Source organism: Maricaulis salignorans (assembly GCF_900103475.1).
Taxonomy (GTDB): domain Bacteria; phylum Pseudomonadota; class Alphaproteobacteria; order Caulobacterales; family Maricaulaceae; genus Maricaulis; species Maricaulis salignorans.
Window position 1 is genome coordinate 14,915 of the sequence record NZ_FNHG01000012.1, and the last position, 14,494, is coordinate 29,408.

A 14,494-nucleotide genomic window follows, 5' to 3' on the forward strand; every position below is an offset into this window, starting at 1 on the left:
TGAGTGCCGCGTGAAAGGGGATTGTCGCCATCGTCGCCCGCGTTCACCCCGCGATAAGGCATCGCGCGTTATAAAGGTGAAAGGCTCGGTCAAGTCGGGCCGGAAGTTTAAGCGGAATCAAGCTTATGGATGTTGGATCAAAACGACCCAGTGAATTGAGTCCCGCCGAGAAACAGGCCTGGCGGGCCTTTGTCGCGGCCGATGAGACACTGGCCAGTCCGTATTTCGCGATTGAATTCGCGGAGTGCTGTGAAGAAGCCCGCGATGATACGCGTGTGCTCGTCATTCGCAAGGCGGGGCAGATCGTCGGCTTTTTGCCCCTGCACACGGGCAAGCTGGGCTATGCGCGGCCGCTGGCGGGGCCGATGGGGGATGTGCAAGGACTGATCGCCGAGCCCGGCGTTGAAATCGACCTGCGGCGGGCGCTGCGCAAGGCGAGATTGCCGCTGTTTGCCTTTCATTCCGCATTGGCGAGCCAGAAAGTCTTCCATGACCATGCGGACGAAATCCGCGGTTCCTGGATGATTGATCTCTCCGAGGGCTTCGACTCCTGGGAGGCGCGCCGCGGCCAGGTTGTGCCCAAGGCGATGCGAACCCTGCGCTCGCGCCGGCGCAAGCTGGACGAGCTGGAGGGCGGCTATCATTACGTGATGGAAGACAGCAATCCGGAAGTTTTTGACCGGATGCTCGAATGGAAGCGGCAACAATACGACTCGACGCAAGTTTTCAATGTGTTTTCCGTCGACTGGACACGCGACCTTCTCAAAGCTGTACTGCGCCGCAAGGGTGAGTTTTTCTCCGGCAGCTGTTCATCGCTCTATGTCGGTGACGAGTTGGTGTCGGTTCATATCGGGATGGAGACCGACCGGCTCTCGCATTACTGGTTTCCCGCCTACCACGCGGACTATGCCCGCTTGAGCGCGGGTGTGTTGCTGCTCACCGAGGCCGCGCGCTCGGCGGCGGCCAAAGGACATCGGGCCGTCGAGCTCGGGCCCGGCGACTTTCAGTTCAAGCGCGATTTGTCGAGCTATCAGGTCGGGCTGGCGAGCGGCTGTGTCGCCCATCTGTCATTGATGTGCGTAACCCGGGATGCCGGCCAGGCCCTGACCCGGGCGGCCGAGGCCTCGCCGCTTGGCCCAATTCGGCACTGGCCGGGCAAGTTGATGCGCAAGATTGACCGGATCAGCGGATTTTACGCGTTGTGACCGACCCGAGCCGCCGATCCCTCATCGCCGCGGCCGGGCTGGCCTCGCTTGGCCTGCCGGGATGCGCCCGGGCTCAGACCAACCGGCTGGAATTGTGGAATAATCATACCGGGCCGCACTTGCGTGGCGCAGTCCTGGCGCAACGACGTGTCTTTCCTGAGCTCGATGGCCCGGAATTTCTCGGCTCCGGTGCGGTTGGCGTTCCGGTTACCGATGCTTCCCTGCGTGAACTCGCGGCCAGCGGCGCCAATCTCGTCATTCTGTCCCATCCCGGGACCGTCACGGAATGGGCGCCCTATGTGCCCGACCTGGCGGTCGAGGATCATCTCAATGACATGGTCCGGCGCTGCGAACTGGCGGGCCTGTATGTCGTGATCGGGTTTCGCACCGGCCCGGGACGCAGTGAATTCACCTTCCATCGCGGCGGCGCCGGTGGCTGGTTTCCCGCCTCGATGATCAATGATGATGTCTGGGCCTCGACCGAGGCCCAGGATGGATGGGACATGATGTGGCGCCGCACGGCCAGCCGTTTTCGCGACCGCGCCAATGTCGCCGGCTATCTCCTGATGGTCGAGCCGAACGCCAACCAGGCCGCGCCCGGACCTGATGGCGGCGATCTTGATCAATGGGACCCGGCACGCCTGGCGCAACATGTCGCCGGCACCCCGGCCGACTGGCCGGCCCTGGCCCGGCGCCTGGCCGCGGTTATCCGCGAGCATGACACCGACACGCCCATACTGATCAATCCGGACGGTTACGGGCATAGCAGTTTTGCTGGTCTGCTAGATCTCAACAGCGCGCCTGGCCTCGTGCTGGCCCTGCATGATTACTCACCACGCGCCTATACCCACCAGGGCCGCGGTGCCAATGTCGCCTTCGCCCGCGGCGAGGCCGAGTTCATGCCGCCCGATGCGGCGCGATGGATGATGGGTGAGTTTGGTGTCGCCCGCTGGGCGCCCGACGCGCCGCGTTATCTGCGCCGGCGGGCGGCGTCGCTGGAGCGTGCGGGAGCCGGCTGGGCGATGTTTCGCTGGGATAGTGGCTGGCGCCTCTATGAGGACCGCGAAAACATGTTCAACCCGGTCTATGGTGCCGATCCCGATGCGGTGAGCCCGGTGCCGGAAGCGCCCTTGTTGACCACATTGCAGGATTTGTGGCGCCGTAACCGGATGCGCCCGCGGTCGCTGCTCCGGCGCTAGACTGCACCGGTTCCACTCTGGCCATACCCGATGAGGGGCCTCCAATGACCGCCGCGCGCATCCATTTTCCCCGCGAAACGGGGGAAGGTCGGTCAAGCGCTAGCGAATATTGAGCTTGTCGCCGAGCAAGGCTGGCAGGGTGCGCAGCATGATCATCAGGTCGAACCAGAAATCGGCACGTGCGATATAGTCGACATCCCACTGGATGCGTTCGCGGGCGGCCTCTGGTGAATGCAGTGGACCCCGCGAGCCATTGACCTGGGCCCAGCCGGTTATGCCCGGCTTGACGCGGTGACGGTGGGCGTATTCGGCGACCAGTTTGGAGGTCTCGGTACCACCCGTGCGCATGCCCGGCGCATGCGGACGCGGACCGACCAGTGACATCTCGCCGCCGAGGACATTCCACAATTGCGGTAACTCATCCAGGCTGGTGCGGCGCAGGAAGCCACCCAGCCGGGTGACCCTCGGGTCATCGAATTCGACCTGCCGGACGGTCTGTGTCTGGCGATCAGGCGAATGCCGCATCGAGCGGAATTTATAGACGGTGATCATGCGTCCGTTGAAGCCCTCGCGCTTCTGGCGGAAAATGGCGGGGCCGGGGCTTTCCAGCCGGACGGCGATGCCGATGATCAGCATGAGGGGCAGCAGGCCCATGAACATCAGCGAGGCGAACACCAGATCCTGGAGACGCTTGGCGATCATATGGCCGACCCGTTCCTCAAACCCGCTCATCCGCGCAGCCTGCACCCCGACCACATCTTCCAGGCTGGTCGTGTCGGGATCGAAATGGTCGAGGTCGAGCAGGAGGCAGACCGGCTGGGGCAGGGCGCGCAGCTTGCCGAGCAGAATCCGGACGCGATCTTGCGCCTTGGGAGTCACGGTCAGGATGATCCGGTCGACATCGGGCAGGGTGCCCCATTTGAAGAGGTCATCGGTATCGCCCAGATAGGGTGTGCCGGCGAGCTGTGACGGGCTGCGGGCCTTGCGGTCGTCGAAAATGCCGACGACATTGACCGTGCCGGAACCCTTGTTTGCGGCGATCAGTTTGCGCGCATTGGGCGTGGCCCCAACCAGCACGACATTGCGCGCCAGCCGCCCGGCCTTGGCCCAATGCTCGATGAAGCCGGCATAGATGATGTGCAGGATTGTGACGGCTGCCGTCGCGGTGATCGCAAAACTGGCGACCAGATCGACGGTGCGCGGTGCGGTCAGATGCGCCAGCGCGATGATCGCGGCGCCGCTCAGTCCGGCAGCGATGAAGGCCGTCAGCACGCGATAGACCACAATCCCGCGCGGATCGACCCGGTAGAGTTTGAACATCAGGAGCAGGGCCGGGGTCAGGGCCGCGAAAGCGGCCAGGGGCAGTAACTCGCCGGCTGGAACCTGGGTCACGGCGCCGCCGGAAATGGCAAAGGCGCCGGCCGTGCTGATGATGGCGATGGCAAGAATATCGATCGTCTGCATCAGATGACCGAGGGCCTTGCGGTTGACGCGGTGTTGGGGTGCACGGGCCCTGGCGCGCAGTTGTGCGCGGGTCAGCGCGGCCGCATCGGCCATTGCCGGGCGGACACCATCGGTCATATCATTGGCCGGACCGCTTTGCGGCTGACGTCGTGAACTGGAATATTCCAAGGCCTAACCCCTTATTCGATGCGGGCAAGCTAGCGCATTGAACACAATATTCCGTTGAGAAGCGTGGTTAGCGAAGTCTTGACGCGCGGCGGGGCGGACAGAATCCGCGCTGGTATTTTGTTGCGTCGCAGCATAGAAGCCCGATCTGGCTAGCGCGCGGTGCCGCGCCGACACCGAATGGATACATCTGATGAACCGATCTCCCCTTGCCGTGTTCGCGGAACGCGTGGCTGCAACCGTTCTCAATCGCGGTGCAGGCCCGGATCTCAATCCAACACGGATCCGGATCGAGCTTCTGGCGGGTCTGACGGTTGCACTGGCGCTGGTGCCCGAGGCGGTGGCCTTTGCCTTCGTTGCCGGTGTGCCGCCACTGGCCGGGCTCTATGCCGCCTTCATCGTCGGCCTCATCACGGCCGTGTTCGGCGGGCGACCGGGCATGATTTCCGGCGCCACCGGGGCTCTGGCTGTCGTGATCGTGCATCTGGTGGCGACACACGGGATCGAGTATCTGTTCGCGACCGTGGTGCTGATGGGGCTCATCCAGGTCACCGCCGGTGTGCTGCGCCTGGGCAAATTCATCCGCATGGTGCCGCACCCGGTGATGCTCGGTTTCGTCAACGGGCTGGCGATCGTGATCTTCCTGGCCCAGCTCGACCAGTTCAAGATTATCAATGAGAGCGGCGAGCATGTCTGGATGACCGGCATGCCGCTGATCATCACGCTGGGCCTGGTTGTGCTGACGATGTGCATCATCCAGTTCTGGCCAAAAATTTCCAAGTCCATCCCGGCGCCGCTGGTGGCGATCGGTATCGTGGCGGCCCTGGTGATCGGCTTCAATATCCCGGTTTCGCGCGTCGGTGACCTCGCCTCGATCGCGGGCGGTCTGCCGCAATTTCACATCCCGGAAATGCCGCTCAATCTGGAATCGCTCCAGGTCATCCTGCCCTACGCCTTTATCCTCGCTGCGATCGGTCTGATCGAAAGCCTGCTGACGCTCAACCTGGTTGGTGAGATTACCGGCCAGCGCGGCGGTGCCTCACGCGAATGTGTCGCCCAGGGGGCGGCCAATATCGTTACCGGCTTCTTCGGCGGCATGGGCGGCTGTGCGATGATCGGTCAGTCGATGATCAATGTGAAATCCGGCGGACGCCTGCGCCTGTCCGGTATCGCAGCCTCGCTCTTCCTGCTCGCCTTCATCCTGTTCGGTTCCGGCCTGATCGAGCAAATCCCGCTCGCCGCCCTGGTCGGCGTGATGTTCATGGTCGTGATCGGCACCTTTGCCTGGCAGAGCATCATGGTGCTGCGTCGTATCCCGCGGAATGACGCCTTCATCATCCTGCTGGTCACCGGCGTGACGGTGTATAGCGATCTCGCGATCGCCGTGATCGTCGGCGTCATCGTCTCGGCGCTCTTCTACGCCTGGAACGCGGCCTCGCGCATTCACGCCATCACCGAGATCAATGAGGCCGGCGCCAAGGTCTACAAGGTCGAGGGGCCGCTCTTCTTTGGTTCGGCGACGGGCTTCATGGAAATCTTCGATGTTGCCGGCGACCCGCAACGCGTGATCGTCGATTTCAACGAATCGCGCATTGTCGACCAGTCGGCGCTGCAGGCGATCGAGGATCTCGCGGCGAAGTATGATGCGGCGGGCAAACAGCTGGAATTGCGCCATCTCAGCCATGATTGCCACCAGCTCCTGACCAAGGCCGGGCAGCTGATGGTCGATGCCGATGATGACCCGGAATACGCGCTGGCGGTGGATTACCAGGTCCGCCTTGGCCGTATGGGCGGCGCTCACTAGCCGGGGCGCACATCCGGGCGCGGGCGGCGCCGGCTGACGTTACAAAACCGTTAGTTTGTCGCTTTGGCCGCGGCGCTCTACTCTCCCCCAAAATCTTTGGACTCTTTGGGGAGCTTGATATGAGCCGATACCTGCTGGCACTCGCTGCATCGACTATTCTGTGTACTTCGCCCGGCCTGGCCTGGCAGGATGCCGAGGCGGCAGACGGGGCCTCGGCTGGCTGGGATGTCGCCAATCCAGGCCTTGAGATGCGCCAGGTGCCGCTCAATGTCACCGAAGGTACCTGGATGAGCCTTGATGTCAGCCCGGACGGGCAGACGATCGCCTTCGACCTGCTCGGCGATATCTACACCATTCCGGTGACCGGCGGCGAAGCGACGAATATCGCGTCCGGCATGCCCTGGGAGATCCAGCCGCGCTTCTCGCCCGATGGCAGCCAGATCGCCTTCACCTCCGATCGCGGGGGCGGCGATAATATCTGGATCATGAATGCCGATGGCTCGGATGCCGCAGCGCTGACCGATGAGAGCTTCCGCCTGCTCAATAACCCGACCTGGCATCCCCATGGCCGCTATATCGCGGCGCGCAAGCATTTCACCACCCAGCGTTCGGCCGGTGTTGGCGAAATCTGGATGTATCACGTGCTCGGCGGTGCCGGCGTCCAGCTGGTCGAGCGTCCCAATGAGAGCTTCCAGAAAGAACTCGGTGAGCCGATGTTCTCGCCGGACGGGCGCTATGTCTATTACACGATGAATGTGACCCCGGGTAACAGCTTCATCTACGCCCAGGATTCCAACACCAATCTGTTCGATATCCTGCGCTATGACCTGGAAACCGGCGAGACCGCCACGGCCGTTTCCGGTGCCGGCGGTGCGGTGCGCCCGACACCATCGCCGGACGGGCGCTATATGGCCTTCGTGCGCCGCGAGCGTATCCAGTCGACCCTCTACATCAAGGACCTGCACAGCGGTGAGGAACGTCGCCTGGTCGAGAATCTCGACCAGGACATGCAGGAGACCTGGGGCGTCACCGGCATGTATCCGAACATGGACTGGATGCCCGACAGCCAGTCCATCGTCTATTGGGCCGGTGGCCAGATCCATCGCGTCGACCTGGCCAGCGGCACGGTCAGCGACATTCCTTTCTCCGTCAATGATACGCGCGATATCGTCGATCCACCGCGTCCGCAGGTCGAAGTCGCTCCGGCGACGTTCGAAACCCGCATGCCGCGCTTTGCCACGGCCTCGCCCGATGGCAGCCAGATCGTGTTCGAAAGCCTCGGCCAGCTCTGGGTCCGCGCCGCTTCAGGCGATGCGGCACCGCGCCGTCTGACCAATAATAATGGCGATCGCCGCGAGCTCTTCCCGAGCTGGTCGGCCGATGGTCGCACGATCGTCTTTGCGACCTGGGATGACCAGGCGCTGGGCTCGATCCGCACGATTTCGGCGCGCGGTGGCCGCGAGACCGTGGTCACATCCGAGCCGGGGCATTACCGCCGGCCGCGCTTCTCGCCCGATGGCAATACCATCGTGTTTGAAAAGGGATCGGGCGGCTATCTGACAGCCGCGGAATGGTCCGAAGCGCCGGGCGTCTACACCATCGCGGCCCGCGGCGGCGCCATGTCGCTGGTGACGGAGAGCGGCAGCAGTCCGCAATTTGCCAATCGCAATGACCGGATTTTTGTGACCCGCGGTGGCGATGGAGCCTCGCTGGTCTCGATGGACCTCAATGGTGCCAATGAACGCATTCACGCCACCGGTGAGCTGGTGACGGAGTACGAAGTGTCGCCAGCCGGTGATCACGTCGCCTTCCGCCAGAATTACGATGTCTTCGTCACACCGCTTCTGCCCGGCCCGCAAGCGGTCGGCGGCAGCCGTACCAGCGGTGCCTTGCCGACGTCCGAGCTGTCCGGCAATGGCGGCACCTATTTCCACTGGAGTGATGGCGGCCAGCAGGTCAACTGGACCATGGGTCCGGTTTTCTATTCGGCCCGGATCGAGGATTTCCGCCCCAATCCGAATGCGGAAGAGGGCGAGGGCTATACCCCGCCAACCGAAGGCGTGGACCTCTCCATGACGGTCACCGCCGATCAGCCAACCGGCATCACTGCGCTGGTCGGGGCCCGCATCATCACCATGGCCGGCGAAGATGGCGGCGTGATCGAGAACGGCACCATCCTGATCGACGGCAATCGCATCAGTGCGGTCGGCGCCGATATCGAGGTGCCTGAAGGGGCACGCGTGGTTGACGTTACCGGGCACACCATCACGCCAGGCTTCATCGATTCCCATGCCCACGGCCCGCAGGGCACGGATGATCTCATTCCCGAGCAGAACTGGTCGGAAATTGCCCATCTCGCCTTCGGCGTCACGACGACCCACAATCCGTCAAGCCGCGCCAGCCAGATTTTCTCCGCCAGCGAATATCAGCGTGCCGGCCGGCTTCTGGCCCCGCGCATCTATTCCAGCGGCGAGATCGTCTATGGCGCCCGCGCGCCATCGGTCTATGCCGAGATCAATAGTCTCGACGATGCCGAACAGCACGTCTTCCGCCTCGCGGCGCAAGGCGCGCACTCGATCAAGAACTATAATCAACCACGCCGCGATCAGCGCCAGCAGGTTGTTGCGGCCGGGATTGAGGCCGACCTGCTGGTCGTGCCTGAAGGCGGGTCCAATTATCATATGGACATGTCCTTGATCGCCGACGGGAATTCGTCGCTGGAACACAATCTTCCGGTTTCGGCGATCTATGAGGATGTCATCAGCCTGTATGCCCAGACCCAGGTCGCCTATTCGCCGACCCTGGTCGTCACTTATGGCGGTCTGGCCGGTGATCCCTATTGGCGTCAGGCGACGGATGTCTGGTTGCACCCGATCCTGTCGCGGCATGTGCCGCCACGCATCCTGCAGGCCAATAATGTCCGCCGCACCACAGCCCCGGAAACGGACTTTGTCGATGATGACAGTGCCCGTGTGGCGCATCGTCTGATGCAGGCCGGGGTCGATGTCGTGATCGGCGCTCACGGCCAGGAAGAAGGCCTGGCCTCGCATTGGGAGATGTGGTCGCTGGCGCGTGGCGGCTGGTCACCGCTCGAAGCGCTGCAGGCTGCCACTGTGATGCCGGCCCGCCATCTTGGCTTCGACGCCGATATTGGATCGCTCGAGGTTGGCAAGCTCGCTGATCTGGTGATCATGCGCGCCAATCCACTCGACGATATCGGCAATACCGACGAGATCGATTTCGTGATGCTCAATGGCCGTCTCTATGACGCCGAGACGATGAACGAGACCGTCACGGGCGATAATGATCGCCAGCCTTACTTCTGGGAGTAGGTCTGGGGCGACAGCCTGAATGAGAAGGGGGGCGCTCCATCGGGGCGCCCCTTTTTTGTGCGCTTGCGGCGGCGGCGCGCTGCGATAGACTTGCGACCAAAGGGGAAAATTCATGAAACTGTCGAAGTTCTGGGGCCGGATTGTCATGGCCGTCACTCTGCTGGTGATCGCGGCCACCTTGGTCAATATGGGCCTGCAATATCGCAGCCTGCAGGCCTTCACGCGCCAGGCTTTCGCGGTCGCCGAAACCTATTCGGTCCGCATCGTGCGCGACGAGTTTGGTGTGCCGCAAATCTATGGCGTCACGGACCCTGACACCGCCTTTGGCCTTGGTTATGCCCAGGCTGAGGATGACTGGGCGACCCTGCAGACGACGCTGGTCGCTGCACGCGGACGCCTTGCGCGCTATGCCGGCCAGGACGCTGCACCGACCGACTATATCGTCCAGCTCCTGCGCATTCGCGAACTGGTCGAGGCGCGCTATGAGAGCGATCTTTCGCCGGCCACGCGAGCCCTGGTCGAGGCCTATGCCGACGGGCTCAACCTGTATGCCGCCGAGAACCCCCGGCACACATGGTCCGCCGAACTGCCAGTGCGCGGGCAGGATATCGTCGCCGGCTTCGTCCTGCGCACGCCCTTCATGTACGGGCTCGACGGCGATCTCGCCGAATTGTTCGAGGATGCCCGTCAGCGCACCGTTTCGATGGGCTCCAGTGAGACCGCATTTCAGCTGATCGAGGCCGAACGCCTGCCGTTCGGCTCGAACGCCTTCGCCATCGCGCCATCGCGCTCGGCCGATGGCGCGACACGCCTGCTGATCAATTCACACCAGCCCTTCGAAGGGCCGGTCGCCTGGTATGAGGCCCGCCTTCACTCCGAGGCCGGCTGGGACATGGCTGGCGCGACCTTCCCCGGAGCGCCCCTCATCCTGCATGGTTTCAGTCCCGATCTCGGCTGGGCGCATACGGTCAACAAGCCCGACTTGTCAGACATTTACGTGCTGGAGACCGAGGGTGACCGTTACCGCCTCGATGGTGAATGGCTCGATCTTGAGCATGGTACGGCGCGCCTGACGATCGGGATTTTCGGGCCGATCAGCTGGACTGTGACGCGTGACATGTGGTGGTCGCGCCATGGGCCTGTGGTGCGTACTGATCATGGGGACTACGCGATCCGTTATTCCGGCATGGATCAGGTCGGGCAGGTCGAGCAATGGTATGCGATGAACCGCGCCACCGATTTCGACAGCTGGATGACGGCGATGGAGATCAATGCCATTTCCTCGCTGAACGCCGTTTATGCCGACCGCGCGGGTCATATCGCCTATGTCTACAATGCCCGCATGCCGGTGCGCGAAGCCGGGTATGACTGGCTTCAATACCTGCCTGGTGACCGCTCCGAACTGATCTGGGATGAATATCTGCCGCTCACTGCCATGCCGATCTATACCGATCCGGATAGCGGTTGGCTGCTCTCGGCCAACCAGACACCCTTTGATGCCAGCGAACAGGCCGACAATATCGACGCGGTTGGCTATTCACCCACATTCGGCATCCAGCCGCGCTACTCCAACCGCGCCTGGCGCGGGCTGGACCTGTTGCGGGCAGAGGGGGCCATCAGCCGCGAGCGATTGCTCGAAATCAAGTTCGACAAGGTCTACGCGCCACAATCGCCGGTCGCGCGGCTGGTGGACGAACTTCTTGCCGCCGATTTCTCCGCCGATCAGGACCTGGCCCGCGCGCAGGGCATGCTGGCGCGCTGGGATTTATCGACCGACACGGCCAATCGCGAGGCGGCACTGGGCGTGCTGGTCGCGGTGCGCTGTATCGGCAATCTGCACACCGATGATCCCTGGTTGATGGACCCGGCCGAGGCGTTGCGCGAAGCGGCCGCCGACTTGATGGCGCATCATGGCCGGCTCGACCCTGAGTGGGGCGAGGTCAACCGGCTGGTTCGCGGTGAGCTCAATATCCCGATCGGCGGCGGACCGGATGCGCTGCGTGCCATCTATGCCGGTTCGCATGATCTCGATGCCAATGGCCAGCTGACGGCGGCGGCCGGCGATACGTCGATCATGCTGGTTGAGTGGCTGGCCGATGGTTCGCTCGACGCCTCCGCCATCATCCAGTATGGCGCCGCCACGCTGAATGAAAGCTCACCGCATTATGCCGACCAGGCACCGCTTTTCGCGGCCGAGCAATGGCGCACGCTTGATCTGTCAATCCGGGAGGGTGGTTACCGTCCGGGCGCACCGGACTGACCGAACTCGGCCATCAGGGTCGGCAGCTCCTCCATCGGCGGAAAGGCCTCGAAGCTGTGGCGGGCCGGTGTCGTCACCCAGGCCAGCTTGTCCTGCGTCATGGTCTCGATGAAGGGCGTAAACCAGCTTGTATCCTCGAACATTGTCGGGCGGACATTGACGAAATAGTCCAGCCCGGTGATGCGGGTGAAGATCCAGGTCAGGCAGCGTGGGCAGAACTGGTGGTCCAGCCGGCCTTCACCGAGGCCGCCGCGGCGGGTTTCGCCCTTGGTGACGGCGAAGCCTTGTGGCGGCACCATCGCCGTCAGTGAAAAGGCGCTTGAGCTCATTTTCTGACAGCCGGTGCAGTGACAGGCCGCTGTCATCAGGGGCGGGGCGCTCATGGTGACATGCACATCGCCGCAGCGGCAGGCGCCATGAAGGGGCAATTCTGGCGTGGTCATTGTTCGATCTCCGGGCCGTTGAAACGGGCCCTCAGTGTCTACACAGCCTGATCAGGCGATTCCATCGGTGAAAATGGACTGCTGCACCCTGTCGCAGTGAACAGGCCGGGCCGAACGCGAGAAGCTCCGGGCGCAAACCCGGAGCCTGTCTTGGGATGCTTGTGGTGAACTATTCGTCGGAGACCAGCACATAGCGCCGGTTGAGCGGCTGCACCGGGCGGAAGCTGTCCGGGTGACGGTTTTCGAACGCGTCGATCTGCCCCGGCGTCGCCGTGACGGGATGGGTCAATACGGTCCAGGAGACGATCTCGCTGCACGGCGGTGTCGTCAGCGAACCCTGATAGCGGAAAGATTCGCGGTCGACGGGCAGAAACTCGTTGAGGTGCACGCGCGCGGCAATGCCCGGTGAGGCATGGCTGTCGGCGGGCATGGCGGCCCAGACCGAGTCGAGGGTCGCCAGCGCGTCGCCGCGCTCGACCATGACGCCGACCACGGCCAGGTCACCGGCTTCGGACTGGTGCACGAAATGCACTTCCATCGGAGCCTGGCGGCCATTGATCGTGTGCTCGCTGGCGGCGTGGAAATGGAATTGCAGCAGGGCATAGCGCGTATCGCCCAGGATCAGGCCGCCGGCATTCTCGACGCTGACCTGTACGGTATGGCCATTATCAACCACGACGCCGGCGGTTTCATCAGCCCAGTCGATCATGGCGGGCGCGAAATCCGCCTGCAGGGCGCCGGTGAGATTGATCGGCGATTGTTGCTGCCCGGCGGCGCAAACGGCCCAGTCGGGATTCATCGCCTGCCAGTGCTCCGGCCCTTCATGGCCGTCATAGCCCCAGTGTTGGGCGTGGGCCGGCGCGGCAGCGCAGGCGGCGAGGGCGAGAGGAAGCCAGATGCGGTTCACGGGAGATCTCCTGATCTTGTTCGGGGGCTGTCATGGCGGCCGGTCGACCGTCTGTTCGAACGCCAAACTGCACGCGTTATGATGGAGCGACCCTTAACGCAGCGCCATCGGTTTCGCGATTGGCGGTCCAGACCGGATATTTCTGCATCACGCCGGTAAAGAGCGGCGAGGCCAGATGCGCGGCGAGCCAGGCTTGCAGATGCGGCAGCGCCTGCCGGGCAAACCACTCCCGGTCGGTATGCGCGAACTGGCGCACAAAGGGGAAGATTGCCGCATCGGCCAGGCTCATCGCTTCGCCACACAGGAAGGCGGAACCGGCGAGGCGCGCCTCGAGCGCGGTGAGGATTTCCAGACCGCGGGCACGATTCTCCAGCGCGTCCTCGCCGTCATAGCGGTTGGGGTATTTATAGCGGTCGAGTGCCTGCTTGAAAGGCCCGTCATTGATCGCCACCAGGTCGAACATCGCGTCGCCGGCCGTCAGCCAGCCGCGTGGATCATGGCGGCCCAGCGCCCAGCGCATGATGTCGAGGCTTTCCTCGACCACCTGGCCGTCGGGCAGGACGAGGACTGGCACCGTGCCCTTGGGCGAGGCGGCCAGCATTTCCGCCGGCTTGCCGCGCAGCAGGACTTCGCGGTGTTCGACGACCGTCTCACTGGCCGCCAGCGCCAGCCTGGCCCGCATCGCATAGGGGCAGCGGCGGAAGGAATAGAGGACGGGCAGGGCGGCGCTCACCCGGCCCCGCTTTCCGGAGCATCATCGCCATAGACGCGCCCGAGATGTTTTTCGCCGCGCTTCGCCGCCAGTTGTGACTGGCGATGACGTTCGGCAAAGCGTTCCCGGTCGGCGTCAGACATGCGGTCATGGCAGTGTGGGCAGGAGACGCCCGGCACGAATTTGTCCGAACGCAGATCTTCCGGGCCCAGGGGTTCGCGGCAGCCATGGCAAAGCGTGTGGGTGCCCTGTTCCAGCCCGTGCACGACGGCAACACGGCGGTCGAACACGAAGCATTCGCCGCGCCACAGGCTTTCCTCGGGCGGCACGGTCTCGAGATATTTCAGGATTCCGCCCTTGAGATGGAAGACCTCGTCGATGCCTTCGGCCTTCACAAAAGAGGTCGCCTTCTCGCAGCGTATCCCGCCGGTGCAATACATCGCCACGCGGGCATTGGGGCGGCCCTGGCGGAATTGCCGGAACCAGTCGGGGAATTCGCGAAAGCTGACGGTCTCCGGGTTTACCGCGCCCTCGAACTGGCCGATCCGCACTTCATAATCATTGCGCGTGTCAATGGTGACGACATCGGGCGAGGCGATCAGATCATTCCAGTCGGCGGGGTCGACATAGGAGCCGACCAGCGCATTGGGGTCGACGCCAGGAATGCCCATCGTCACAATCTCGCGCTTGAGCCGGACTTTCAGCCGCAGAAAGGGCTGCTGCTCGGCCCAGCTCTCCTTGTGCTCGAGATCGCCGCAGCCCGGCAGGGCCCGGATTGCGTCGAGCATGGCGGCGATCCCGTCGGCGGGGCCGGCGATCGTGCCATTGATGCCTTCGGAGGCGAGCAGGATCGTGCCGGTGATCGCATTCGCTTCGCCGACTTGCTTGAGCCGCGCCTGCAGAGCGTCGAGCCCGTCGAGCGGGGTGAATTTATACAGGGCGGCGACGGTGAAGCGGGGCATGGGCAGGTCCGGTATGGTTTGGCCTTGCTATAGCAAGTTTG

The 14,494-nt window shown here is 63.5% G+C and carries 10 protein-coding genes; 5 read left to right on the top strand and 5 right to left on the bottom strand.

Annotation, left to right across the window (positions count from 1 at the left end):
- Positions 1 to 125 precede the first annotated feature (125 nt).
- Together BLT42_RS10110 and BLT42_RS10115 are read left to right on the top strand one after the other, a co-directional pair.
- Positions 126 to 1,205 (top strand): GNAT family N-acetyltransferase, encoded by a 1,080-nt coding sequence (locus BLT42_RS10110; RefSeq protein ID WP_091770381.1) that lies wholly within the window; start codon positions 126 to 128, stop codon positions 1,203 to 1,205.
- Entirely contained in the window at positions 1,202 to 2,404 is a 1,203-nt protein-coding gene (locus tag BLT42_RS10115) for a glycoside hydrolase family 5 protein (RefSeq protein WP_176780329.1), read from the top strand. Before BLT42_RS10110 ends, BLT42_RS10115 begins: the two co-directional genes overlap by 4 nt.
- 99 nt (positions 2,405 to 2,503) lie before the next feature.
- Here the strand turns inward: BLT42_RS10115 and BLT42_RS10120 are convergent, their stop codons facing one another.
- Positions 2,504 to 3,985 (bottom strand): exopolysaccharide biosynthesis polyprenyl glycosylphosphotransferase, encoded by a 1,482-nt coding sequence (locus tag BLT42_RS10120; protein ID WP_091770387.1) that lies wholly within the window; start codon positions 3,983 to 3,985, stop codon positions 2,504 to 2,506.
- A 241-nt stretch (positions 3,986 to 4,226) separates the two neighbouring features.
- Between BLT42_RS10120 and BLT42_RS10125 the strand changes: the two genes are divergently transcribed.
- From BLT42_RS10125 to BLT42_RS10135, 3 genes are all read left to right on the top strand, one after another.
- Positions 4,227 to 5,837, top strand: coding sequence for a SulP family inorganic anion transporter (locus BLT42_RS10125; RefSeq protein WP_091770389.1), 1,611 nt, complete (start codon positions 4,227 to 4,229; stop codon positions 5,835 to 5,837).
- A gap of 119 nt (positions 5,838 to 5,956) precedes the next feature.
- Positions 5,957 to 9,169, top strand: coding sequence for an amidohydrolase family protein (locus tag BLT42_RS10130; protein ID WP_091770391.1), 3,213 nt, complete (start codon positions 5,957 to 5,959; stop codon positions 9,167 to 9,169).
- Between the two features lie 112 nt (positions 9,170 to 9,281).
- Positions 9,282 to 11,429: a penicillin acylase family protein gene (locus BLT42_RS10135; protein ID WP_091770393.1), complete on the top strand. Its 2,148-nt coding sequence runs from the start codon at positions 9,282 to 9,284 to the stop codon at positions 11,427 to 11,429.
- Here BLT42_RS10135 and BLT42_RS10140 read toward each other — a convergent pair.
- The 4 genes from BLT42_RS10140 to trhO form a co-directional block, all read right to left on the bottom strand.
- Positions 11,405 to 11,872 (bottom strand): GFA family protein, encoded by a 468-nt coding sequence (locus BLT42_RS10140; protein ID WP_091770395.1) that lies wholly within the window; start codon positions 11,870 to 11,872, stop codon positions 11,405 to 11,407. The genes BLT42_RS10135 and BLT42_RS10140 overlap by 25 nt on opposite strands.
- A 169-nt stretch (positions 11,873 to 12,041) precedes the next feature.
- The gene (locus tag BLT42_RS10145; protein ID WP_091770397.1) at positions 12,042 to 12,779 is read right to left on the bottom strand and encodes a carbonic anhydrase; all 738 of its coding nucleotides are present in this window, start codon (positions 12,777 to 12,779) and stop codon (positions 12,042 to 12,044) included.
- Between the two features lie 76 nt (positions 12,780 to 12,855).
- Positions 12,856 to 13,512: a glutathione S-transferase gene (locus tag BLT42_RS10150; protein ID WP_091770399.1), complete on the bottom strand. Its 657-nt coding sequence runs from the start codon at positions 13,510 to 13,512 to the stop codon at positions 12,856 to 12,858.
- Positions 13,509 to 14,453 carry an oxygen-dependent tRNA uridine(34) hydroxylase TrhO gene (gene trhO, locus BLT42_RS10155; RefSeq protein WP_091770400.1) on the bottom strand — a complete coding sequence of 315 codons (945 nt, stop codon included), beginning with the start codon at positions 14,451 to 14,453 and terminating at the stop codon, positions 13,509 to 13,511. The genes BLT42_RS10150 and trhO overlap by 4 nt, the downstream gene beginning before the upstream one ends.
- Positions 14,454 to 14,494 lie beyond the last annotated feature (41 nt).

Excerpts from the sequence above, each read along its gene's own strand:
- BLT42_RS10110 (WP_091770381.1), top strand. The coding sequence starts at position 126 with ATGGATGTTGGATCAAAACGACCCAGTGAATTGAGTCCCGCCGAGAAA.
- BLT42_RS10120 (WP_091770387.1), bottom strand. The coding sequence starts at position 3,985 with ATGACCGATGGTGTCCGCCCGGCAATGGCCGATGCGGCCGCGCTGACC.
- BLT42_RS10125 (WP_091770389.1), top strand. The coding sequence starts at position 4,227 with ATGAACCGATCTCCCCTTGCCGTGTTCGCGGAACGCGTGGCTGCAACC.
- BLT42_RS10130 (WP_091770391.1), top strand. The coding sequence starts at position 5,957 with ATGAGCCGATACCTGCTGGCACTCGCTGCATCGACTATTCTGTGTACT.
- BLT42_RS10135 (WP_091770393.1), top strand. The coding sequence starts at position 9,282 with ATGAAACTGTCGAAGTTCTGGGGCCGGATTGTCATGGCCGTCACTCTG.
- BLT42_RS10140 (WP_091770395.1), bottom strand. The coding sequence starts at position 11,872 with ATGACCACGCCAGAATTGCCCCTTCATGGCGCCTGCCGCTGCGGCGAT.
- trhO (WP_091770400.1), bottom strand. The coding sequence starts at position 14,453 with ATGCCCCGCTTCACCGTCGCCGCCCTGTATAAATTCACCCCGCTCGAC.